The organism is Streptomyces sp. NPDC045956 (assembly GCF_056430705.1).
The window spans coordinates 109,811-132,606 of the sequence record NZ_JBWKKZ010000005.1 but is presented as its reverse complement, the minus strand read 5'-3'; the positions used below and the strand labels follow the sequence as shown (position 1 = coordinate 132,606).

The window sequence follows — 22,796 nt, the reverse complement described above, 5'->3', positions numbered from 1 at the left end:
CCTGAGGGGGATCTGCGGTTACCTGCCGGGGCTGTTGCCTTCTCTGCTTGTCTGGTCTTCGGACCGTGCAGCGTGCAGGGGGGCGGTTTGCAGGTGGGGGGTCGGGGGCGGTTTTCGGTCAGGGGGGTGGGGGTGTGGTGGTGGGGGGCGACTGGCGGGCGGACCGGGTGGGGGCTGCGCTGAGGGGGGAGAACCCGACGGTGCTGCGGCGGCTGGCGGCGGGGTTCGCGGTGATCGGGGATGTGCAGTTCCTGCCGGGTTACTCGGTGCTGCTGGTGGACGAGCCGGGTGTGCAGCGGCTGTCGGAACTGCCGAGGGCCAGGCGGCTGGCGTTCCTGTCGGACATGGACCAGCTCGGTGAGGCGGTCGAGGGTGTCTGCCGGCGGATGGATCCGGCGTTCCGGCGGGTCAATCTGGAGATCCTGGGAAACCGGGAGCCGTTCTTGCATGCGCATGTCTGGCCGCGGTTCGCGTGGGAGCCGGCCGGTGTGGTGGATGCGCCGGTGTGGCTGTATCCGCGTGAGCGCTGGAGTGAGGAGCGCTTCCGGCTCGGTCCGCAGCATGACGTGCTGCGGGACGCGCTCAGCGGTGAACTGGACCGGCTGCGCCCGGTGGTCTGACGCTCAGGGCCCGCCCCGCCGGCCATGCCGACTGGCCCGGCGGTAAGGGCACTTCGCTGCCCGGGCCCGCCCGGGCCCGCGCCCCTTCCGCCTCCCTCCCCCTCCTGCCCGGCCTCGGCGGGGGGTCCGGCGGGCGCGCGGGTCCCGGGGGAGGGGGGGCGGATGCCTGTCGTGCTTGCGGCGGGGTTGCTCCCGGCCCGGTCCGGCCGGGGTGTTTGGTGTGGTGGGTGTGTGACGCCGTCATGAAGAGAGGGGAGACTCTTTTCGGCCGGTCGTCCCGGGGGCGGTCAGTTTCGGCCGGGCCGGGCCGGGGCGCGGCCGGGGTGCGGGGTCTGGGCGTTGAGGTGGCGGTGCGGTGCAGTCGTCCTGTCGGGGGATGCTGGCGGGGCCGGTGCTGGATGCAGTACGCCGTCCTTCCTCTGATGCCCTCGCTCATCTCACCGCTCCGGGTTTTTGGCCGGACCGGCTCCGGTTCCTGTTCCGGCCGGGTCCGGTTCCCGGCTGCGCCCGGCGTGTCCCTGTTCCGGCCGGGCCGGCTTCCACCGCAATTCCGTACCCGCAGCCGCCCCGCCCCGGGGGCAACCGCCGTGCAGGGCCCGCCTCCTGGTCCTCTGCGGTCGGGGAGGCGGGTCCCGGCCGGTCCGGCTCCGGTTCCTGTTCCGGCCGGGTCCGGTTCCCGGCTGCGCCCGGCGCGTCTCTGTTTGGGCGGTGCGGGGCAGGCCGCGAGGTCTGGGCGGGGGCGGGGGCGGGGGCGGGGGCGGGGGCGGGGGCCGGGGAGGTGCGGGGGCTACGGAGGTGCTGCTGCCGGTGCTCGTGGTGCGGTGTCTTTGCCGGGGGTTTGTGGCGCTGTGTGGGGGGTTCGGTGGGTCTTGTTGGGGGGTGGGGTGGGTGCCGGTCCGCTGAATCCGCACGGCCGGTTGTGAAAGCGGGGTGTGCGGCGGGAGGTGGCCGGTGCGGCGGCTTGCTGCTGTGACCAGCAATGGGAGGGCCGGCGGGGGCGGTCGGGCGTGAAGCGATGGTGGAAGTCCGGTCATGCTGACACGTGCTGGCTTGCTAAAATACGGACTCCCTGGTTTTGTTTTGGTCAAGGAACGGCGGTGCTCGCACGTTCCTGGGGCAAAGACCGTCGGGAGGTGCCGTGGCTCGGCAGGAACGAGCGATCCGTACTCAGTTGTCGATCCTGAAGGCCGCGGCCGAGGTGTTCGACTCCCATGGCTATGAGGCCGCCACCATCGGGGAGATCCTCAAGCGGGCGGGGGTGACCAAGGGGGCGCTGTACTTCCACTTCCCTTCCAAGCAGGCGCTGGCGGAGGGGGTGCTGGAGCAGCAGTTCTCCGTGATCAGGGTGCAGCCCGCCGCCTGCCGGCTCCAGGAGTTCGTGGACACGGGCCTGACCGTGGCCTACCGCATGCGCCGGGATCCGCTGGTGAGCGCGGTGGCCCGGCTGAGTCTGGAACAGGAACTGCGCGCCGAGTACGGCTCGTCGGCGATCGGGCAGTGGATCGGGGCCTCCCGGACGCTGCTGGCGGCCGCCAAGGAACAGGGCGAACTCCTCCCGCACGTGCAGCCCGCCGAGAGTGCCTGGCTGTTCTCCGCGGCCTGGACCGGTACCCAGCTGTACTCGCAGATCCTGGCCGGGCGCGAGGACCTGGAGGAACGGGTGGTGGCCCTCTTCCGGCACCTGCTGCCCAGCATCGCGGTGCCGGCCGTCCTCAGCAGCCTGGACATCACCGTCGAACGCGCAGCGCGTCTGGGCACCGCCAGCGACGCACTGCTGGAGGAGACGGCCGGCGGCGCCCACGAGCGCGAACGCCTGCCCGAGACGGCGGCGGCCCCCGCCTGAAGCCCCGCCCCGCCCGCACGCGCCTCCCGGCCCCCGGGCCCTGCCCGGGGGCCGGCGCGGTGCGGGCGGCAAGAGCGCGCGGCCGCACCGCAGAACGCCCTGCCCGGAGACCCGCCCTGCCCAGAGGCCGGGCCGGGCCCGGGGAGGGGCCGGGCCTGCGGGAACCCTGCCCGCCCCCCCCGCCCGCCGCCGGTACGCCTGCCCGGGGGCCTGTGCGGGAGGGCGGATGCATCCGGTCCCGGGTGCCGGGCCCCGAAGCTGCGGCATCTCGACGGTGCAGGGCCGGCACCGCGCGGGGGAGGACGGGGTGGGTGCCCCTCACCTCGGCGGGACGGCTGGGGCCCGGGTGGCCGGCACGAACGCCTCACGCGCGAAAGCCGTGAACCAGGGGCCCGGTCCGCTGCCGCGGCAGGTGTCACCGGCACGCCCCGGACCCCGGCTCGCTGGGCTGATGAGCGCTACGGGCGGACAGGGGGCGTTGCGCCTGTGCCGGGCAAGGGGCTACCTCGACGAGCGGAGATGCCCTCTGCCCTGCCCCGGGCGCCGCGCTTGGCGGCATCCGGGGCACCGTCGTGCCGCCTGCGCCGGCACCGGGACCGGCATCCGAGGGCCGCTCACCGGTACCCGCACCGCCTCCCTCCCCGTGCCCGCGCCCTCGTGCCCGCGCGCGGGCGGCGGCCCGGCCGGGCGCCGCCGTCAGCGGGCCGCAGCCGGCCCTCACGGAGCCCTGAGCGCCCGGACGTCGGGCAATCGCCCACCTCACCCGCCCGGGCGGCGCGTGACGTCGTGACCAGGCGAGGGCAGGGCGACCGGCGACGGCGAGGACGGCGGCGGACCGGGGGAGGGAAGGGGAGAGGCGGAGGGTGCAGGAGCAGGGGCGGGTGTGCGCAACGTCCCGCCGTGCACGCCAGGTTCGCCGTGCCCGCGGAACATACGGGCCGGGCGGCCGGCCCGCACGATGCCCCGGGGCGGCCGGCCCCCCGACCACCCCCAGGGCCACCCCCAAGCCCGCCCCCGGTCCCGGGGCCACCCCAGGGCCCCCAAGCCCCGGGGCCACCCGTCCCGCGCCCTCAAGACCTGACCCCCCAACCCGGCCCCCAACCCGGCCCCCGGCCCGGCCCCCAACCCGGCCCCCGGCCCGGCCCCCGGCCCGGCCCCCAACCCGGCCCCCAATCCGGCCCCCAACCCGGCCCCCGGCCCGGCCCCCGGCCCGGCCTCCCGCCCGCCAGGGCCCGCCCCCCGGCCCGGCCCTCCGTCCCCGGTCCTGCCCCGGCCGGCTCCCGGCCCTGCCCCGGCCGGGGAGCCGCGCGGGTGTGCCGTGCCGCCGCACAGGCCCGTTTCACGGGTCGCCGGCTCGGCCCGTCGCGCGAGCCCGCTCGCGGGCTGCCGCACGGGCCCGTTAACGGGCCGCCGCACGGTGCGACCCGCACCGGGCCGCACCGGGCCGCACCGGGCGAGCCGGGCGAGCCGGGGCGCGCTGCGGTCCTGCAGCCGGCAAGGGCGGGGGCGGGGCGGGTGCGGAGCCGGGGGCAAGGGGTGTGGGGTGTTCCTCGACCGGTACGTGAGTGCTCCTGTAGCGGTCTGCCGGACGGTGGCCCGAGGTCGGAAGGAGCGGACATGGGGCAACCGGACAGCGCACTGCGGATCGTGCGCGGTGTGGCCGGCGAGGAGGAACTGGCCGCCGTCACCGTCGTGCTGTGCGCGGTGCTGGCCGCCCGGTGCGAGGACGGCGCCGGCGAGGCGCCCGGTGCGCCGCCGGGCGGCGCCGAGGGGCCCGCGGCGGACGTCCCGCCGTGGCGGCCGGAGCGCTCCGCCGCGTCCTACCGCTCGCCCTACAACTGGCGTTAGGGCCGCCACCGCGCCGGCACCGGGTGCCGGCGGGCACGTTCATGGCTGATTCATGCGCGCAGACCCCACCCCCACTAAAAACCGCACGGACGGTTCGTTACGCTGGGGGTGGTCCGGCTGCGCCATGACGGAAGGGAGGCATCGTGACAGTCCTCAATGACGTTCCCCAGGTGTCCGCGCCGCTTTCGGGTGCGCAGGGCCGCGTGGCGGAGCTGCACGCGGTCCGGGCCCAGGCGCTGGCCGGGCCGGGGGAGAAGGCGACGGCGGCGCAGCACGCCCGGGGCAAGCTGACCGCGCGGGAGCGCATCGAGCTCCTCCTGGACGCGGGTTCCTTCCAGGAGGTGGAGCAGCTGCGCCGGCACCGGGCGACCGGGTTCGGGCTGGAGGCGAAGAAGCCGTACACCGACGGTGTGATCACCGGCTGGGGCACGGTGGAGGGCCGCACGGTCTTCGTCTACGCGCACGACTTCCGGATTTTCGGCGGCGCGCTGGGCGAGGCCCACGCCGCGAAGATCCACAAGATCATGGACATGGCCATCGCGGCCGGTGCACCGCTGGTCTCCCTCAACGACGGCGCGGGCGCACGCATCCAGGAGGGCGTCTCGGCGCTGGCCGGCTACGGCGGCATCTTCCAGCGCAACACCAGGGCCTCGGGCGTCATCCCGCAGATCAGCGTGATGCTGGGCCCGTGCGCGGGCGGCGCCGCCTACAGCCCGGCGCTGACGGACTTCGTGTTCATGGTCCGCGAGACCTCGCAGATGTTCATCACCGGCCCCGACGTGGTCAAGGCCGTCACCGGCGAGGAGATCACGCAGAACGGCCTGGGCGGCGCCGACGTGCACGCCGAGACCTCAGGGGTGGCGCACTTCGCCTACGACGACGAGGAGACCTGCCTGGCGGAGGTCCGCTACCTGCTGTCGCTGCTGCCGCAGAACAACCGGGAGTACCCGCCCTGCGCGCCGGGCCCCGACCCGGCCGACCGGCGCTGCGAGACGCTGCTGGACCTGGTCCCCGCCGACGGCAGCCGCCCCTACGACATGGGCGAGGTCATCGGGGAGATCGTCGACGACGGCGAGTTCCTGGAGGTCCACGAGCGCTGGGCCCGCAACATCATCTGCGCCCTGGGGCGCCTGGGCGGCCAGGCGGTGGGCATCATCGCCAACCAGCCCATGGCCCTGGCGGGCGTCCTGGACATCGAGGCGTCCGAGAAGGCCGCCCGCTTCGTGCAGATGTGCGACGCCTTCAACCTCCCCGTCGTCACCCTCGTGGACGTGCCCGGGTTCCTGCCGGGCGTCGACCAGGAGCACGGCGGCATCATCCGCCACGGCGCCAAGCTGCTGTACGCGTACTGCAACGCCACCGTGCCCCGCATCTCCCTCATCCTGCGCAAGGCCTACGGCGGCGCCTACATCGTCATGGACTCCCAGTCCACCGGCGCCGACCTCACCTTCGCCTGGCCGGCCAACGAGATCGCGGTGATGGGCGCCGAGGGCGCGGCCAACGTCATCTTCCGCCGCCAGATCGCCGAGGCCGAGGACCCCGAGGCCATGCGCCAGAAGATGGTCAAGGAGTACAAGGCCGAGCTCATGCACCCCTACTACGCGGCCGAACGCGGCCTGGTCGACGACGTCATCGATCCCGCCGAGACCCGCGAGGTGCTCATCAGGTCCCTGGCGATGCTCCGCACCAAGCACGCCGACGTGCCGTCCCGGAAGCACGGCAACCCACCGCAGTGACGGAGCAGAAGATGGTCAGACAGGAACGTGCAGTGCGCACCCGCGAGGCGCTCATCCACTCGGCGGCCGAGGTCTTCCACCACGAAGGCTTCACCGCCGCCTCGCTCACCCTGATCAGTTCCAGGGCGGGCGTGAGCAACGGCGCACTGCACTTCCACTTCGCCAGCAAGGCGATCCTGGCCGACGCGGTCGAGGCGAGCGCGGCGGCCGTCCTGCAGACCATCACCACCCGCGGCAGGAAGACCCCCGCCGCCACCGTGCAGCGCCTGATCGACGCCACCCACGAACTCGCCTGCCGCCTGCAGCGGGACGTACTCCTGCGGGCCGGCTTCGAACTGAGCGGGGAGGCGGGCCGGGTGACCCGCACCGACCTGCGGCTGCGCTGGCACACCTGGGTACGGGCCATGGTCGACAGCGCCGCCCGCCACGGGGAACTGCGCGAGAACGTGGCCCGGGAGGGCGTGGTGGCCGCCGTGGTCGCCGTCACCGTCGGCTTCGAGGTCCTGGGCACCCGCGACGACGTGTGGCTCTCCCGGGCCACCGTCGCCCAGTTCTGGCGCCTCCTGCTGCCCGCCCTCGTCCCCGCCGCCCTCCTGCCCGCCCTGGAAGCCGGCGGCTCCGACCCCCACTGACCCCCACCCGCCCCGCAGCCCCCGCCCCGCAGCCCTCCCGCCCCGCGGCCCCCTGCCCGGCAGCCCTCCCGCCCCGCGGCCCCCTGCCCGGCAGCCCCGTGTACCGCGGCCCCCGCCCGGCGGCCCCGGGACCGGTCCTGCCCGGCGCCCCGCCCGCAGCCCCACCCCCGGCCCCTGGGGGCGCCACGCAGCCCCGCCCCGGCGCGGCCCTGCCCGGCACCGCCGCACCCGCCGGAAGGTGCCACCCGCCCGCCGCGCTCGCCGAAAGGGTGCTCCCGCCCCGCCTGGCAGAGACCGTACGGTCTGTTATCAGGCGCCTGCCGGCGGGGCAACACCGCCACAACTCGCCCATACCCGTCCTGAAGGGGGCTTCTGCCGGTCCGGAAGCCCCCGTGACCCCGGGCCGGATCCGGCGGAGTTTTTCGGCCAACGTCTCCCTTTGCTGGACAGGGCGTGTTTTGGCCCCCCGCTGGCGCATCGTCGGCGGTCCGCCGGGCGAGACCGCCAGCTCACGAAAGGGTCACGGGCAGATGTTCGATCAGTGACTGACCGGATCCCGGCGGTAACCGGGCGCCTCGCTGAGTCCACGTTGACAAACCGACTGTGCTGTTTTTTTATCGGGTCTGGAGCCGCGTACCGGTTCCCGGTCACCGGGCGACGCAGCAGCGGACCACCCGGCCTGCGGTCTGACTCATGGGGGAAACGTGGACGTCGAAGTGCTGGGAACACTGTCGGTACGCGAGCACGGGGTGCCGGTCGTGCCGACCGCCCCCAAACCGCGCCAGGTCTTGGCCCTGCTCGCCCTCAACGCCGACCAGGTGGTCCCCGTCAGTGCGCTCATCGACGAGCTGTGGGGCCAGCGCCCCCCGCGCAGCGCACGCACCACCCTGCAGACCTACGTGCTGCAGCTGCGCGAGCTGATCGCCGAGGCCCTCGCCCACGGACCCGACGAGCGCTGCACCGCCAAGGACATCCTGGCCACCGTCCCGGGCGGCTACCGCCTGCACACCCGCGGCGGCCACGTCGACTACCGGGAGTTCGACCAGCGCGCCGGAGCCGGCTACCGGGCCATGGACGCCGAGGACTACGCCGGCGCCGCCCGCCGGCTCGCCGACGCCCTGTCCCTGTGGAACGGCCACGCCCTGACCGACATCCAGGCCGGCCTCCTCATCGACACCGAGATCAAGCGCCTGGAAGAGGCCCGGCTGTGCGCACTGGACCAGCGCATCGAGGCCGACCTGCGCCTGGGCCGCCACCGCGAACTGCTCTCGGAACTGACGGTGCTGGTCAGCCAGTACCGCATGCACGAGAGCCTGCACGGGCAGTTCATGCTGGCCCTGCACCGCTCCGGCCGGCGCGGCGAGGCCCTCAACGCCTACCAGCGCCTGCGCAGCACCCTCGTCAACGAACTGGGCCTGGAACCCTCCGCCGCCCTCAGCCGCCTGCAGCGCTCCATCCTCGTCGCCCGCCCCGAAGCCCCCGCCACCGCCACCGCCGCCCCTGCCGCCGGCACCACCCCCGGCGCCGGGACAGCCACCGGCAGCCGACTCGTCACCCGCTGACATCCCCCGGGGCCCTACAGGCCCCCGGGCCGCAACAGCCCCCAGCCCCAACAGCCCCCAGCCGCAACGGGCTTTCGGCCCCCGGGTCTTCCCGGCCTCACGCCCCCTACGGGCCCGGCCGGGAGCCCGCAGGCTGACCCCCCTGCCGACGGCCAGGATCACAGGGCTCCACAGCCGGCCGGGGGCAGGCCCCCGCACACCACGCACCACCAGGGCCCCAGGGCTACGGCTCCGCCAGGCCGCCAGTGCTGAGAGGGTCGCCGCTCCAGCGGGCCACCGGGGCCCGCAGGGCCCATGGCTTCGCCCGGGCCGCCAGCGCTGAGAGGGTCACCGCTCCAGCGGACCACCAAGGCCCGCAGGGTCCATGGCTTCGCCCGGGCCGCCAGCGCTGAGAGGGTCGCCGCTCCAGCGGGCCACCGGGGCCCGCAGGGTCCATGGCTTCGCCGGGCCGCCAGCGCTGACAGGGTCACCGCTCCACAGGGTCACCGCTCCACCGGGCCACCGGGCCCCCAGGGCCCATCGCTCGCGCAGGCCACCGCCGTTCACCGGATGACGGCTGAAACGGGCGCCTGCGCCCGCCGGGTCACGTCTCCCGCGGGCCGTCCCGGCTCACGTGCTCCGTCCCGGCTCACGTGCTCCGTCCCGGCTCACGTGCTCCGGCCCGGCTCACGGGCTCCGGGCCGGCTCACGTGCTCCGGGCCGGCTCGTGGGCCGTGAGGCGGGCGAGGCGGGCCGACAGCTCGCCCTGTTCCCGGCGCAGCAGCTCCACCTGCCGGCGCACCCGCGCCAGTTCCGCGCCCAGCGCCCCCGCCGCCTCGGCCTCCGCCGAACCCGGCGCCGGTGCCGCATCCGCGGGGCCCGGCGGGCGCAGCGCCGCCTGGCGGCAGCCGCGCAGCACCGCACCCGGCGCCACCCCCAGGTCACGGGCCAGCCGCCGGCGCGCCCGGTCGTAGGTGCCCAGCGCCTCCGCCCGCCGCCCCGCACCCAGCAGAGCCGCCATCAACTGCTCGTAGAACCGCTCCCGCAGCGGATGAACGGCCACCAGCTCCCGCAGCTCCCCGGTGATCTCCGCACCGCGGTCCGCCCGCAGACTGGCGTCGAACAGCAGCTCCCACGCCAGCAGCCGGCTCTCCTCCAGCAGCACCGCACCGGACGAGCACACCGGCCCCTGCCCGCAGCCGTGCAGGGCAGGCCCCCGCCACAGCGCCAGAGCCTGCCGGGCCACATCCGCAGCCCGGCCCGGCGCACCCGCCGCCAGCGACCCGGCCCGCGCGGCCAGCCGCTCGAAACGCTGCGCGTCGGTGGCCGCGGACCCCAGCCGCAGGACGTAACCCGGCGGGCACGTCTGCACCCACCCCCCGGCCGGCGCCCCGGCCGGCGTCCCGTACGGGGGCACGGGCGCCGCCAGCAGCCGCCGCAGCCGCGCCACATGGGCCTGCAGCGCGTTGGCGGCGTTCGCCGGGGGACGCGCACCCCACAGCTCCTCCACCAGGCGCTCGCTGGGCACCACCTGGCCGGCCCGCACGATCAGCGCACCCAGCAGCGCCCGCTGCTTGGCGCCGGCGGGAGTGATCCGCGCACCCGCCCGCCCGTCGTGAATCTGAACCGGCCCAAGAATCCGAAACTCCATCTCGCCCTTGCCCGGGAAACACCTGCGCCGCACCCGCCGACCCGGGGGGTGCGGCCCTGATATTTCCCTCACGAATAGCAGATGCACTTCCTTGTGCCCGGACAGTAGCCGACCCCCGTTTCCGGCGCACGATTCCCCAGCCGCCCGCAAACCGGCATGGAAAAATCCTCGAGCCGCCACCCGCCCCCCGCCCCGCCCGCCCCCGCAGCACCCCCCCGCCCCGGGCGGGCGAGCCGGCCCGCAGCACCGTCCGCCGCCCCCGCCCCGCACCCCCGCCGCACCGACCGCCCCCGCCCTCCCCACCCGCACCCCCTGCCACCCCGCCCGCACCCCCAGCCGCCCCCCGCACGGCCCGCACCCTGGCGCGAAAAAGAACCGCCCGCCGCACAGCCGTATACCGGGCGGCCGGAACGCTTTTACGCCGCCAATCGCCGTGCGGAACGAGACATACTCGAGCCGCTCTCGCGCCCCGGTGCAAGAAACGTCCGGTTCCTCTTGCCGCAGAGTGGCGGGAATGACACGGGAACGCGGAACGCGACAGTATCTAAACGCTCTATCAACGGCTCAGAACCAACCGCCCTGACAACTTGCGGAGGGAATCGTGAAAATACAAGTCCTGGGTGCGTTGAACGCCGAATTCAATGGAATCTCGGTCGTGCCCACCGCAGGCAAGCCCCGGCAGATCCTGTCGCTGCTCGCCCTGTGCCCCGGCCGGGTCGTACCGGTCCCCACCCTCATGGAGGAGATCTGGGGCACCGAACTGCCCCAGAGCTCGATGACCACCCTGCAGACCTACATCCTCCAGCTGCGCCGCCTGCTGGGCACCGCCATGGGACCGGACGTGCCGGGCTCGGCCAAGGACGTCCTCGCCACCCGCTACGGCGGCTACCTGCTGCAGATACCCGCCGAGGCGGTCGACGCCTTCCAGTACGAACGCCTCGTCCAGGAAGGACGCCAGGCCTTCGAGGACGGCGAGGACGAACGCGCCGCGGCGGTGCTGCGCACCGCCCTGGACCTGTGGGACGGACCCGCCCTGGTCGACGTACGGGTGGGACCCATCCTGGAGATCGAGGTGATGCGCCTGGAACAGAGCCGCCTGGTCACCCGCGAACGCCGCATCGACGCCGAACTGCGCCTGGGCCGGCACGTGGAGCTCATAGCCGAACTCACCGACCTGGTCGCCCGCCACCCCCAGCACGAAGGGCTGCACTCCCAGGCGATGGTGGCCCTGTACCGCTCGGGACGCCAGGCCGCCGCACTCGACGTCTACCGCAGACTGCGCCAGCGCCTCATCGAGGAACTCGGCGTCGAACCCTCCCCGCAGCTGCAGCGGCTGCACCAGGCGATGCTCGCCGTCGACCCGCAGCTGGACGTCGCCGCCGGAGCCCGCCGCTCCTCCACGTTCGACCTGTACGCGGCATGACAGCCCGGCCGCCGCGCACGGCACGGCCCGCCGGCCGCCCCCCGGCCGCCCGGAGCCCCCGAACCGCCCGGGCCCTCCGGGGGCCCCGAACCGCCCGGGCCCTCCGGGGGCCACGGACCGCCCGGGCCCTACGGGGGCCACAGACCGTCCGGGGTGCCGGGTCGAGCGCCGCACGAGCCGCCGGGGCCAGGCTCACCCCGCACCCCGGCCCCCGTCCGCTCCTGCCGTCGGGCCCGCACGCGGGGGCGGGCCCGGCAGCCGCAGCAGGCCCGGGCCCGGAGACGGAGGCAGACGCGGGGGCGGGGGCGGGGGAGAGGCAGGACGCGGGCAGCACACCCCACCCCATCGTGCCCGCACCCCACCCCACCGTGCCCGCACCCCACCCCACCGCGCCCGGGCCCCGCCCGCCGCACGCCGGGCCCGGCCGCTCACGAGGAAGGCGACGGATGGCTTCGAGTTCCAAGGCCCGCCAGGAAGGGCCCGCCCGGGTCACCCTGGCCTGCCTCGCCCACGCCGGCGCCGGCGTGGCCAGCTACCGCGGCTGGGGCACAGCGGTCGGCGACGGCGTCGACGTGCACGCCCTGCCGCTGCCCGGCCGCGAGGCCCGCCGCCGCGAGCCCCGCCTGAGCGGACGCACCGAACTGCTGGCCGACCTGATGCCCGGCCTGCTCGCCACCGCCCGCCGCGGCCCCTACGCCCTGTACGGGCACAGCATGGGCGCCCTGGTCGGCTACACCCTCACCCGGGCCCTGGCCGACGCCGGCGCGCCGCCGCTGTTCCTGGCGGTGGGCGCCTGCCCGCCCCCGCACACCACCACCGCCCTGGTCGACGGCGCGGACCTGCCCGACGAGGACCTGCTGCCCCTGCTCGACAGCATCGGCTCGCTGCCGCCGGGCGCCTCCGCCTCCCCCGGCGGACTGTGGCGGCGCACCTTCCTGCCCGTCCTGCGCGACGACCTGCGCCTGGCCAAGTCCCTGCGCAACGCCGCCCTGGACCCGGTCACCGGAGGCCCCGTGGACGTCCCCGTCCTCGTCTTCGCCGGCAGCGACGACCCGCTGGCCGCCCCCGCCGCACTGCGGCACTGGCAGCAGTGGACCACCGACCTGATCGAACTGCACACCGTCGCAGGCGGCCACTTCTTCGCCAGCTCCCCGGGCCTGGCCCGGCACGTGGGCCGCGCCTGCCGCGCCCACAGCAGCGCCGCCGCGGCCGGAGGCGGCCGGTGAGACGCGTCGTGATCACCGGCATCGGAGTCGTCGCCCCGGGCGGGGTGGGCACCCGGAACTTCTGGAACCTGCTCACCGACGGCCGCACCGCCACCCGCCCCCTGACCCTCTTCGACGCCTCCGCCTACCGCTCCCGCATCGCCGCCGAGGTCGACTTCGACGCCGCCGCCCACGGCTTCGCCTTCGCCGACACCGAACACCTGGACCGCATCACCCAGTTCGCGCTCGTCGCCGCCCGCGAAGCCCTCACCGACAGCGGCGCGGGCGACCACCTCGCCCGCGACCCGCTGCGCTGCGCGGTCAGCCTGGGCACCGCGATCGGCTGCACCACCGCCCTGGCCACCCAGTACGCCGTCCTCAGCGACTGCGGCAACACCGCCGCCCTCGACCACACCGCGGCCGCCGCCTCCCTCTACGACTACTTCGTCCCCAGCTCCCTTGCGGCCGCCCTCGCCCGCGACTGCGGCGCCCAGGGCCCCGTCGGCCTCGTCTCCAGCGGCTGCACCTCCGGCCTGGACGCCGTCGCCCACGGCGCCGACCTCATCCGCGAGGGCAGCACCGACCTGGCCCTCGTCGGCGGCGCCGAAGCACCCATCGCCCCCATCACCATGGCCTGCTTCGACCGCATCCGCCTCACCAGCAGCCGCAACGACGACCCCGCCACCGCCAGCCGCCCCTTCGACCGCACCCGCGACGGCTTCGTCCTGGGCGAAGGCGCCGCCGTCCTGGTCCTGGAGGAACAGGAACACGCCCGCCGGCGCGGCGCCGCCCCCTACGCCGAACTGGCCGCCACCGCCGCCCACAGCAGCGCCCACCACATGACCGCACTGCGCCCCGGCGCCCAGGAGATGGCCGCCGCCATCCGCGCCGCCCTGGACCGCGCACGGCTCAACCCCGCCGACATCGACTACATCAGCGCCCACGGCGCCGGCACCCGCCACAACGACCGGCACGAGACCCACGCCTTCAAAGCCGGCCTGGGCCACCACGCCCACCGGGTGCCCGTCAGCTCCATCAAATCGATGATCGGCCACGCCCTGGGCGCCGCCGGCGCCCTCGACCTGGCCTCCGGCGCCCTGGCCATCCGCCACGGCGTCGTCCCCCCCACCGCCAACCTCCATCAACCCGACCCCACCTGCGACCTGGACTACACCCCGCTCACCGCCCGCCAGCAGCGCACCCACACCGTCTTGAGCGTCGCCAGCGGATTCGGCGGCTTCCACACCGCCGCCGTCCTCACCCGCCCCCACCTGGGGCAGGCCGCATGAACCACACCACCGGCCCCGGCCCGCACCGCGCCCGGGAGCCCCGCCCCCACCAGGTACTGGTCACCGGCATCGGCATCGTGGCCCCCAACGGCCTGGGCGCCCGGGCCTACTGGGACGCCCTGCTCACCGGCCGCAGCGGAATCGGCCCCCTCACCCGCTTCGACGCCTCCCCCTACCCCGTGCGCATCGCCGGCGAGATCAACGCCTTCACCGACGCCGACCACATCCCCAGCACCCTGCTGCCCTCCACCGACCGCAGCACCCGCCTGGCCCTGGCCGCCGCCCGCGAAGCCCTCGACGACGCCGGCACCGACCCCGACGACCAGGCCCTGCAACACGCCGGGGTCATGACCGCCAGCTCCGCCGGCGGCGCCGAGTACGGACAACGCGGCCTGGCCGCCCTGTGGAGCAAAGGCGCCGCACACGTCAGCGTCTACCAGTCCTTCGCCTCCTTCCACGCCGCCGCCCCCGCCCAGATCTCCATCCGCCACCGGCTGCGCGGCCACGGCTCCGCCCTCATCAGCGAACAGGCCGGCGGCATCGACGCCCTCGCCCGCGCCCGCCGCCACATCCAGGGCGGCGCCCCCCTCATGGTCACCGGCGGCATCGACTCCACCCTGTGCCCCTGGGGCTGGGCCGCCCACCTCGCCGACGGCCGCCTCAGCCCCCACCCCGACCCCGCCCGCGCCTACCGGCCCTTCGACACCCACGCCGACGGCCACACCGTCGGCGAAGGCGGCGCCCTGCTGGTCCTGGAGGACGCCCGCCGCGCCCGCCGCCGCGGCACCACCGGCTACGCCACCGTCGCCGGCTGCGCCGCCACCTTCGACGGCCCCGCCCGGCCCCGCCTGCGCGAAGCCGCCGAACTCGCCCTCGCCCAGGCCGGCCTGAGACCCGCACAGATCGACGTCGTCTTCGCCGACGGCGCCGGCCGGCGCGCCGCCGACCGCACCGAGAGCCGCGCCCTGACCACCCTGTTCGGACCCTACGGCGTCCCCGTCACCGTGCCCAAGACGATGACCGGACGCCTGGGCGCCGGAGGCGCCGCCCTGGACCTGGCCACCGCCTCGCTCACCCTGGCCGCGGGGATCGTGCCGCCCACCACCGGCACCGCACACCTCGCCGACGACTGCCCCCTGGACCTCGTCACCACCCCCCGCCCCCTGCCCCGCCTGAAGGCCGCCCTCGTCCTGGCCCGCGGACGCGGCGGCTTCAACTCCGCCGCCGTACTCCAAGCCCTCACCCCCTGACCCCCGGCCCCGGCCACCCGGCCCCCGGCCACCGGCCCTCCGGTCACCGGCCCTCCGGCCCCCGGCCCACCGCACCGGCGGCGGCCCGGCCACCTGACCCCCGGCCACCCGGCTCCCGGCCACCTGACCCCCGGGCACCTGCCCCCGGCCACCCGGCTCCCGGCCACCGGCCCTCCGGCCTCCGGCCCCCGGCCCACCGCACCGGCGGCGGCCCGGGGGCCGGCCGCACACGCCCCCCCACGCCCGCAGCCGGGGGCGGCCCCGGGGGAGCGGCCCGTACCGCGCCCGCAGCCGGGGGCTAGGCCGCGCCGCGGTCCCTGCCGGAGCCGCCGCCCAGCTCACGGGCCAGGCGCCGCTCCAACGGCGTCAACGGCACATCACCGCGCACCCGTTCGGGATGCCCCGGCGGCGGCTGCTGCCCCACCCGAGGCGGACGCACCTCCTCGTAGGGCGCCGTCTCCCCGCCGATGCACAGCCGCCCGTAGGTGACCAGCCCCTCCCACAGACCGCGCACGAACCGGCGCGGACGAAAGCGCCGACGAAACAACCCCACCGAGCCACCTCCCTGTCCCACCGCAACCCCCTGTGACCGGCGCGCCGCCCCCAGGGGGGAGGGGACGGGCGGCGCACCACCGGCCGCCACCGTCCGCCCGCCCCCTCAAGCCCTCCCCGCGCGCCGCTGGAGCACCGCCACACCCTCCGCCCCGCGGCCCGGCCCGCCCCCCTCCAGGAGGAGTCGAGCCGGACCCGGGCCGATCCCGAGCGGTTCCGGACAGGGTCGATGAAGAGCCGCAGTACAACGGGCCGCCGCGCCCGCCCCCGCAGGACCGCGGCAGACGCGCGGCCGGCCAGGGACCCGGCACGGCGGCGACGCCTTGGACGACGGAGGGTGTGGACGATGCCGGATGCGCGAGTGCACCGCAGTGCCTGCGAAGTGAACGTTCCGGCCCCGGCCGGAGTGCTGTACGGCCTGATAGCGGACGCCACCGTGTGGCCGCTGTTCTTCTCCCCGTGCCTGCACGTCGAACAGCTCGACTTCGACGGCACCCGCGAAAGACTGCGCATGTGGGCACTGGCCGGCGACCGCGTCAGCTCCTGGGTCTCCCACCGGCACCTGGACGTGGCGGCCCACCGCGTCCGCTTCCGCCAGGAACTGCCCTCAGCCCCCATCGAGTCGATGAGCGGCACCTGGAGCGTGCACCCGGCCGGAGAAATCAGCCGGGTACGCCTGGAACACGCCTTCACCGTCACCGGCGACGACCCCGCCCACGCCGCCTGGGCCCGGCAGGTCACCCGCGCCAACAGCCGCGCCCAGCTCGACGGCCTGGCCCGCCTCGCCCAGCGCTGGACCCACCTGGACGACCTCACCCTCACCTTCGAGGACACCGTCAGGATCAAAGCACCCGCCGAACTGGTCCTGGACTTCCTCTACCGCGCCGGGGACTGGCCCCAGGAACTGGCCTACACCCGCCCGGTGAGCGTGCTCGAGGACGCCCCCGGCATCCAGACCCTCGCCCTGGACGGCCACACCGCCACCGGCACCCGCGCCGTACGCATCAGCTTCCCCGGCGCCGGCCGCCTCGTGCACAAGCACCTGCACCCCCGCACCCCCCTGGCCGCCTACACCGGCGAATGGTCCCTGGATGCCCAGCCCGCCGGAGTGGACGTGAGCGTGCGCCACAACGTGCTGCTCAGCGACGACGCCACCGGCCCCGACACCGCCCGCCGCGTGCAGGACGAACTCTCCCGCACCGCACGGCACGTCCTCGAACACGCCACCCGCCACGCCAGCGGCGCGGTAAGGGCCCTGTGACCGCCCCGGCCGGCCCGGCCCCCACCGGCACCACAGACCGCACCCCCCACCCCGGCCCCCACTCCGGCCCCCAGCCGCCCCCCGCACCCGCAGCCGTCGCGCCCGCAGCCGTCGCGCCCGCGGCCGCCGGTGCCCCGCACGGCTCGGCGCCCGCACACGACCGGGGCGAACCCGCCCGCGCCGCCCGGCTGGAGGCCGCCCTCGGCGACCCCTTCGACCCCCGAAACCCCCACGGGCACCTGGCCCTGGTCCGTGCCGACGACGCCCGCCAGACCCCCCACGCCACCGAGGCCCTGCTCGCCCGCCACCGCCTCGGCGCCGAATTCGTCCCCCACGACCTCGGCGGCCGCCTCACCGACCTCGAACAGCTCGCCCGCGTCCTGCGCCCCCTCTTCCGCCGCGACCTCGCCGCCGGCTACGGCTTCGGCGTCACCTCCCTGTTCGCCGCCTCCTCGGTGTGGACCGCCGGCGACCCGGCCCAGCGCACCGCCCTGGCCGGCGTCCTGCTCGGCGGCGGCCGCGCCGCGATCGTGCACCGCGAGGTCGCCCACGCCAACGCCATCCTGCGCCGCGAAGTCGCCGCCACCCCCGCCCCCGGCGGCGGCTACCTCCTCAACGGCAGCAAGGACGCGGTCATGAACGCCGACCGCACCGACACCTTCGTCGTCTACGCCCGCACCTCCCCGCGCCACGGACCCCGCAGCCACTCCGTGTTCCTGCTGCCCGGACCACCCGAACACGGCCACATCCAGCGCCTTGCCCGCGTCCAGATGCCCGGCATGCGCGGAGCCCGCTTCTCGGGCCTGCGCCTGAACGACGTGCACCTGCCCGACAGCGCCCTGATCGGCACCCCGGGCCAGGGCATCACCCTGGCCCTGCGCAGCTTCCAGATCAGCCACTGCCTCATCCCCGGCACCGTCCTGGCCGGCGTCGACGGCGTCCTGCGCCTGGCCGTCCGCGCCGCCACCGAGCACCGCCCCGGCCACCAGCCCGCCCGCCGCTGGCACAAAGCCCTCAGCGGAGTCTTCGCGGACCTGCTGGCCTGCGACGCCATGGCCGTCACCGCCCTGCGCGCCCTCAGCCTCGCCCCGAGGGACGCCTACCTCCTGGCCGCCGCCGTCAAATACACCATGCCCGACCTGCTGCGCGAGGACCTGGAGGAACTCGCCGCCGTCCTGGGCGCCCGCGGCTACGACCGCGGACCGCTGTACGGCGGCTTCCAGAAACTGGCCCGGGACCTGCCCGTGGCCGGCCTGGGACACTCCGGAACAGCCGTCTGCCAGGCCGTCCTGGTCCCGCAACTGGCCGCCCTGGCCCGCACCGCCTGGTTCCGCTCCGCCGAAGGGCCCGCCCAGCTCTTCACCCCCGGCGCACCCCTGCCGCCCCTGGACCACACCCGGCTCACCCACTCGGGCACCGGCGACCTCCTGGCCGCCACCCTCATCGCCGCCGCCGAACGCCTCAGCACCCACCACGCCGGCCCCCTGCACACCACCCTGGCCACCCTCGCCCGTACCCTCGTGACGGAGCTGCGCACCCTGCGCGAACGCTGCGCCCAACTGCCCCCCTCCAGCACCGCCGTCGACCCCCTGGCCTGCGCCCTGGCCGACCGCTACGCCCTGCTGCTGTCCGCCGCCGCCTGCCTCGGCGTCTTCGAGGGCCAGGCCGGCCACGACACCTTCCTCGCCGACCCCTCCTGGGCGGTCCTCGCCCTCAGCCGCATCGCCCGCCGGCTCGGCGCCCCGGTACCCGACCTGCCGCCCCAGGCCCAGCACACCGTCCTGGCCGAAGCCCTGGACCGCTGCCGCCGCGGACGCAGCCTCGACCTGTACGCCACCGCCCTGGCCCACTGAAACACCCCACCCCCCACCCGCATCCCCACCCGCACCTCACGCACCCCGGCCCGAGGCGGCCGGCGGGAGCACTCACACGCAGGGAGACGACGATGGACCGGGTCACGTGCGCCGTGCCCCTCCACGTGCCACGGCCCACCGGGCCCTGGCCCGGGGTACGGGAGAACCTCGCCACCCTCGGCAACGCGCTGGTCTGCACGACCTGGAGCGAATGGCTGCCCAGCGTGCTCACCACCCGGCGCCTGCCGCAACTGCTCGGCGCCGACTGGCCCCGCTACCGCCGCACCCCCGACGCGGCGGTCCGCTACCGCTTCGCCGCCTCCCGGCTGCTGATCAAGAACACCGCCGCCGCCGCCCTGGCCGTCCCGCCCGAACACCTCGACCTCGCCTACCGGCTGGGCGGACGCCCCTACCTGCGCGGCTTCGACCAGATCGAACTGAGCCTGAGCCACACCGGCGACCTGATCGCCGTCGGCCTCAGCCGCACCGGCCGCATCGGCGTGGACGTCGAACCCGCCCAGCGCCCCCTGCGCCTGGACCTGCTCCAGCGCCAGGTCCTCACCCCCGCCGAGGCACGGGAACTGGACCTGCTGCCCGCCGGCCCACGCGCCGCCCGCGTCCTGCGCCTGTGGACCCAGAAAGAGGCCTACAGCAAAGCCCTCGGCCAGGGACTGCGCCTGGGCTTCAAGGAGTTCGGCTTCAGCGGCGGCCGGCTGTGCACCCCCGACGGCACCCCCGTCACGGGCGGCGAATGGGGCTTCGCCACCTACCCCGTCATGGACCGCTACCTGCTCAGCGTCGCCTGCCACGACGCCGGCCTCAGCACCGCCGACGACACCTCCGCCACCACCATGCTCGACGAGGGCTTCCTCGCCGCCATGACCGACACCACCCCACCCGACTGACCCACCCCGCCCCACCGACCCCGCCCCCCACCCACCCCGCCGGACCGCGACACCCGCCCCCCCCCCCCGCCGGACCCGGCACCCCCCGCCGGACCGGACACCCGCCCCCCCGCCGGACCCGGCACCCCCCCGCCGGACCGGACACCCGGCGCCCCCCGCCGGACCGGGCCCGAGGCCCGCCCCGCCCCGCGGGCCCGACCCGCGCCCCACCCCTGAAGAAGCGTTTCTCCGGCGCTTCTGCAGCCGCGTCAGCGCCCCGTCAGCGCCCCGGCAGGAGCCCGTGCCACGGTGCCCGGGGAGCACCGCGCCCACCGCACCGCTCCCGCACCCCCCAACGGCCGGCCGGCCCGCGGGCGAGCCGGCGGCGATCCGAGGAGGGCGACCCATGGCGAGGCAGCACCGCCCGCGCCCCCCGCGCGGCCGCCCCGCCGGCCCGCGCCGCCCGGCCACCACGGCCCCCTGGCCCCCGCACGGCCTGCTGCACCACCTGCTGCACGGCCCGGGCGGGCACCGGGAGGCCGGACGCCACGTCGAGCAGCTGACCTGGCGCTGGAGCGGACCGCTGGACACCGAACGGTTCACCGCCGCCTGGCAGTCCGTCATCGACCGCGAGAGCGTCCTGCGGGCCGCCCTGCACCCGGCCCCCGCCCCGCGCCTGGTCCTCCACGACCGCGCCCGCGCCGACGTCGTACGCCACCGCGCCGGCAGCGCCGACTGGGAGCACCTGCTGGAACACGAGCGCCTGCGCGGCTTCGACCTGCGCCGCCCCGCCCCGCTGCGCATCACCCTCCTGGACCTGCCCGCCCCCTGTACGGACACCGCCCGGCCCATCACCCGGGTGGTGCTCACCTTCCCCAACGCCCTGCTGGACGCCTACAGCGTCCACCTCCTGCTGGAGGAGTTCTGCCGCGCCTACCTGGCGGGCGGCACCCTGCCCGGCGGGGAGCGCCGGCCCGACCTGCGCGACTGGACCGCCTGGCTGCAGCGCCAGGACACCGCCCCCGCCCACCAGTGGTGGCGCACCGCCCTGCCCGCCGGCCCCCTCGCCCTGCTGCCGGCCCGGCCCGGGCCCCCCACCGGCCAGCGCGGCCCCGGCCGCGTCGAGGTCCGCCTGGGCCCGCGCGAGGCCGCCCGCCTGCACCACTGGGCGGCGCTGCGCTGCGTGCCCGACTCCAGCGCCGTGCAGATGCTGTGGGCGCTGCTGCTGTACCGGGCCGCCGCCGGCGGCCCGGTGGCGGCGGTGGGCTTCGGCGTCGCCGTCTCCGGGCGCGGCATCGCCCTGGAGGGCGCCGAGCGGCTGCCCGGACCGCTGCGCACCTGCCTGCCGATGGCGGTGCGCGTCGATTCCCGCCAGCCGCTCGCGCTGCTGCTGGCGCAACTGCGCGACCGCGCCCTGGACATGGCCGCCTACGAATGGGTCTCCACCGCCCGCGTCCACCGCTGGAGCGGCCGCGGCGCCACCGCCACCGCCGGCGGGGAACTCTTCGAGAGCCTGGTGTCGGTGGAGAGCGTGCCGCGCCCGCCGGCCGGCACCCGGGCCCGGCTCGCCGCCGCCGGCGCCGTCCTGGAGGCGGAGGCCGCCGGCACCACCGGCCCCGGCGGCCTGCCCCTGGCCCTGCTCGTGCACCCCGGCGCCGACGGCTCGCTGACCTTCGCCGTCGTCCACGACCGCAGCCGCGTGTGCGACCGCGACGCGCACCTGCTCGCCGACCACCTGGCCCGGCTGCTGGAGCACCTGCCCCGCACCGGCGAGCGGACCACCACCGCCACCGTGCTGGACGTCCTTCAGGGACAGCCGCTGCCGGCGATCGCCCCGCGGCCGCGCACCCCCGCCGGGCACACCACCGCCCCGCGCACCTTCCGCCTGCGCCCGCGCCGCCCCGCCGACCGCCCCCCGCACCCGCCCTGAGGCCACCCGCACGCCACCGGCACCCGGCACCGCGCACCGCGTACCGCGGGACGTCAAGCCAGGGTCGAGCGCGCCACGGCATGCTGGCCCGGGCACGGCGACCGCCCCCCCCACACGCCCACCGCCCCCCGGCCAACGGCCCCCGCCGCCGCCGTGCCCCGCACCGCGCCCCCTGGAAGTGAGGACACCCGTATGCCGCCCTCGATACAGCGCCCGGACGCCGTCACGGTGCCCGACTCGGTCGAGGCGTTCTTGACCACCACGGTGCACGTCGCCGCGTTCACCACCCTGCGCCCCGACGGCACCCCGCACGTGGCACCGGTCCGCTTCACCTTCGACGCGGCCGCCTGCCTGGCCCGGGTGATGACGGTGGCCACCTCGCGCAAGGCCCGCAACCTGCTGGCCGCGCCCGGCGGCCGGGTGGCCCTGTGCCAGGTGGACGGCTTTCGCTGGGTCACCCTGGAGGGCACCGCCGAGGTGGTCGCCGACCCCGCCCGGGTGGAGCGCGGCGCCCGGCTCTACGCCCGCCGCTACTGGTCCGCCCCGCCCACCCCGCCGGGCCGGGTGGTCATCGAGATCGCGGTCGACCGGGTGCTCAGCCTCAACACCTGACCGCACACGCGCCGTGGCGGCGCCCCCCGACCGAGACCCTCGGGCAGGGGGCGCCGCCACGGCGCGTGCGGGTCAGCGCGGGGGCGGCGAGCCCTGCGACCACAGCAGCCGGAAGGTGAGCAGGTTCAGCCGCCAGCCCTGCGGCGTGTACCGGGCCTGCCCGTCGACGAAGGTGCCCGTGGAGAACAGCGGCGCCAGCGCCCCCTCGCCCTGCGTGTGACGGGCGTGGTGCACATGGGTGGAGACCAGGTTCGCCCGCAGCACCGCCCGCTGCCCGTCCCCCTCGACCACCGCCGGGGAGCCCAGGTGCTGGGTGGCCGCGAACGCGGACAGCGCCGCCCGGTGGTAGGCGGCCATCCCCTCGACGCCCTCGTGGCGGCTGACCGGGAACGCCACCACCGCGTCCTCGGTGAACAGGCGTGCCGCCCACGCCTCGTCGAGCCCTCCCTCGTCCAGCGACAGGAGGTAGCGGTCGAGGAGGCCGGCGACCTCGGCGCGCGCGCCGACATCGAGACCGTATGCCGATTGATCGTTCGTCAGGGTGGAGGTCATGTTGCAGAATGCCGTCACCCGGGGCGCCCGCGGCAAGAGCGTTTGTCGAAGCTCTGACGTACCGCACGTTTTTCTGGCATTCACTGCACAAGACCTGTAACAGCGTCTATTTAC

The 22,796-nt window shown here is 76.0% G+C and carries 18 protein-coding genes; 15 read left to right on the top strand and 3 right to left on the bottom strand.

The annotated features are described in order from the left end of the window. The first annotated feature begins 140 nt into the window (after window positions 1-140). The 6 genes from AC07FV_RS15345 (at window position 141) to AC07FV_RS15320 (ending at window position 8,241) form a co-directional block, all read left to right on the top strand. Window positions 141-620, top strand: a complete 480-nt coding sequence (locus AC07FV_RS15345; RefSeq protein ID WP_479088024.1) for a diadenosine tetraphosphate hydrolase — start codon at window positions 141-143, stop codon at window positions 618-620. 1,138 nt (window positions 621-1,758) lie between these two features. After that, on the top strand, window positions 1,759-2,463 hold the full coding sequence (locus tag AC07FV_RS15340) for a ScbR family autoregulator-binding transcription factor (protein WP_479087554.1): 705 nt from the start codon (window positions 1,759-1,761) through the stop codon (window positions 2,461-2,463). 1,617 nt (window positions 2,464-4,080) lie between these two features. Further along, on the top strand, window positions 4,081-4,311 hold the full coding sequence (locus tag AC07FV_RS15335; protein WP_479087553.1) for an acyl-CoA carboxylase subunit epsilon: 231 nt from the start codon (window positions 4,081-4,083) through the stop codon (window positions 4,309-4,311). A 143-nt stretch (window positions 4,312-4,454) separates the two neighbouring features. Next, window positions 4,455-6,047 (top strand): acyl-CoA carboxylase subunit beta, encoded by a 1,593-nt coding sequence (locus tag AC07FV_RS15330; RefSeq protein ID WP_479087552.1) that lies wholly within the window; start codon window positions 4,455-4,457, stop codon window positions 6,045-6,047. An 11-nt stretch (window positions 6,048-6,058) separates the two neighbouring features. Continuing rightward, window positions 6,059-6,679 carry a ScbR family autoregulator-binding transcription factor gene (locus AC07FV_RS15325; RefSeq protein ID WP_479087550.1) on the top strand — a complete coding sequence of 207 codons (621 nt, stop codon included), beginning with the start codon at window positions 6,059-6,061 and terminating at the stop codon, window positions 6,677-6,679. Window positions 6,680-7,383: 704 nt separating this feature from the next. Further along, on the top strand, window positions 7,384-8,241 hold the full coding sequence (locus tag AC07FV_RS15320) for an AfsR/SARP family transcriptional regulator (RefSeq protein ID WP_479087549.1): 858 nt from the start codon (window positions 7,384-7,386) through the stop codon (window positions 8,239-8,241). Window positions 8,242-8,926: 685 nt separating this feature from the next. On the opposite strand, the gene AC07FV_RS15315 is transcribed toward AC07FV_RS15320, so the two are convergent. Then, on the bottom strand, window positions 8,927-9,871 hold the full coding sequence (locus tag AC07FV_RS15315; protein WP_479087548.1) for an AfsR/SARP family transcriptional regulator: 945 nt from the start codon (window positions 9,869-9,871) through the stop codon (window positions 8,927-8,929). A 601-nt stretch (window positions 9,872-10,472) separates the two neighbouring features. Between AC07FV_RS15315 and AC07FV_RS15310 the strand changes: the two genes are divergently transcribed. The 4 genes from AC07FV_RS15310 to AC07FV_RS15295 all read left to right on the top strand — a co-directional run bounded on the left by AC07FV_RS15310 (window position 10,473) and on the right by AC07FV_RS15295 (window position 15,038). Continuing rightward, window positions 10,473-11,294: an AfsR/SARP family transcriptional regulator gene (locus tag AC07FV_RS15310; protein WP_383650305.1), complete on the top strand. Its 822-nt coding sequence runs from the start codon at window positions 10,473-10,475 to the stop codon at window positions 11,292-11,294. Window positions 11,295-11,740: 446 nt separating this feature from the next. Then, window positions 11,741-12,520, top strand: a complete 780-nt coding sequence (locus tag AC07FV_RS15305; protein WP_356612496.1) for a thioesterase II family protein — start codon at window positions 11,741-11,743, stop codon at window positions 12,518-12,520. Continuing rightward, window positions 12,517-13,788, top strand: coding sequence for a beta-ketoacyl-[acyl-carrier-protein] synthase family protein (locus tag AC07FV_RS15300; protein WP_479087547.1), 1,272 nt, complete (start codon window positions 12,517-12,519; stop codon window positions 13,786-13,788). The genes AC07FV_RS15305 and AC07FV_RS15300 overlap by 4 nt, the downstream gene beginning before the upstream one ends. After that, complete coding sequence (locus AC07FV_RS15295; protein WP_479087545.1) at window positions 13,785-15,038, top strand: beta-ketoacyl synthase N-terminal-like domain-containing protein; 1,254 nt, start codon at window positions 13,785-13,787, stop codon at window positions 15,036-15,038. Before AC07FV_RS15300 ends, AC07FV_RS15295 begins: the two co-directional genes overlap by 4 nt. Window positions 15,039-15,336: 298 nt before the next feature. Here the strand turns inward: AC07FV_RS15295 and AC07FV_RS15290 are convergent, their stop codons facing one another. Beyond that, window positions 15,337-15,591, bottom strand: coding sequence for a DUF6059 family protein (locus tag AC07FV_RS15290; RefSeq protein ID WP_479087544.1), 255 nt, complete (start codon window positions 15,589-15,591; stop codon window positions 15,337-15,339). A 345-nt stretch (window positions 15,592-15,936) separates the two neighbouring features. Here AC07FV_RS15290 and AC07FV_RS15285 point away from each other — a divergent pair, with 345 nt between their 5' ends. The 5 genes from AC07FV_RS15285 to AC07FV_RS15265 all read left to right on the top strand — a co-directional run bounded on the left by AC07FV_RS15285 (window position 15,937) and on the right by AC07FV_RS15265 (window position 22,130). Then, entirely contained in the window at window positions 15,937-16,851 is a 915-nt protein-coding gene (locus AC07FV_RS15285; RefSeq protein WP_479087542.1) for an aromatase/cyclase, read from the top strand. Next, window positions 16,848-18,704 carry an acyl-CoA dehydrogenase gene (locus AC07FV_RS15280; protein WP_479087541.1) on the top strand — a complete coding sequence of 619 codons (1,857 nt, stop codon included), beginning with the start codon at window positions 16,848-16,850 and terminating at the stop codon, window positions 18,702-18,704. The genes AC07FV_RS15285 and AC07FV_RS15280 overlap by 4 nt, the downstream gene beginning before the upstream one ends. Window positions 18,705-18,796: 92 nt before the next feature. Next, window positions 18,797-19,609 carry a 4'-phosphopantetheinyl transferase family protein gene (locus tag AC07FV_RS15275; protein ID WP_479087539.1) on the top strand — a complete coding sequence of 271 codons (813 nt, stop codon included), beginning with the start codon at window positions 18,797-18,799 and terminating at the stop codon, window positions 19,607-19,609. Between the two features lie 385 nt (window positions 19,610-19,994). Beyond that, window positions 19,995-21,518: a condensation domain-containing protein gene (locus AC07FV_RS15270; RefSeq protein ID WP_479087537.1), complete on the top strand. Its 1,524-nt coding sequence runs from the start codon at window positions 19,995-19,997 to the stop codon at window positions 21,516-21,518. Between the two features lie 192 nt (window positions 21,519-21,710). Further along, a complete protein-coding gene (locus AC07FV_RS15265; RefSeq protein ID WP_479087536.1) occupies window positions 21,711-22,130 on the top strand; it encodes a pyridoxamine 5'-phosphate oxidase family protein in 420 nt (139 codons plus the stop codon). Window positions 22,131-22,202: 72 nt separating this feature from the next. Here the strand turns inward: AC07FV_RS15265 and AC07FV_RS15260 are convergent, their stop codons facing one another. Beyond that, entirely contained in the window at window positions 22,203-22,682 is a 480-nt protein-coding gene (locus AC07FV_RS15260) for a nuclear transport factor 2 family protein (RefSeq protein WP_479087535.1), read from the bottom strand. Between the last annotated feature and the right edge of the window lie 114 nt (window positions 22,683-22,796).

Bases quoted from the DNA above. Each gene is read 5' to 3' on its own strand.
- AC07FV_RS15335 (WP_479087553.1), top strand. From the start codon at position 4,081: ATGGGGCAACCGGACAGCGCACTGCGGATCGTGCGCGGTGTGGCCGGC.
- AC07FV_RS15325 (WP_479087550.1), top strand. From the start codon at position 6,059: ATGGTCAGACAGGAACGTGCAGTGCGCACCCGCGAGGCGCTCATCCAC.
- AC07FV_RS15315 (WP_479087548.1), bottom strand. From the start codon at position 9,871: ATGGAGTTTCGGATTCTTGGGCCGGTTCAGATTCACGACGGGCGGGCG.
- AC07FV_RS15305 (WP_356612496.1), top strand. From the start codon at position 11,741: ATGGCTTCGAGTTCCAAGGCCCGCCAGGAAGGGCCCGCCCGGGTCACC.
- AC07FV_RS15295 (WP_479087545.1), top strand. From the start codon at position 13,785: ATGAACCACACCACCGGCCCCGGCCCGCACCGCGCCCGGGAGCCCCGC.
- AC07FV_RS15285 (WP_479087542.1), top strand. From the start codon at position 15,937: ATGCCGGATGCGCGAGTGCACCGCAGTGCCTGCGAAGTGAACGTTCCG.
- AC07FV_RS15275 (WP_479087539.1), top strand. From the start codon at position 18,797: ATGGACCGGGTCACGTGCGCCGTGCCCCTCCACGTGCCACGGCCCACC.
- AC07FV_RS15270 (WP_479087537.1), top strand. From the start codon at position 19,995: ATGGCGAGGCAGCACCGCCCGCGCCCCCCGCGCGGCCGCCCCGCCGGC.
- AC07FV_RS15265 (WP_479087536.1), top strand. From the start codon at position 21,711: ATGCCGCCCTCGATACAGCGCCCGGACGCCGTCACGGTGCCCGACTCG.
- AC07FV_RS15260 (WP_479087535.1), bottom strand. From the start codon at position 22,682: ATGACCTCCACCCTGACGAACGATCAATCGGCATACGGTCTCGATGTC.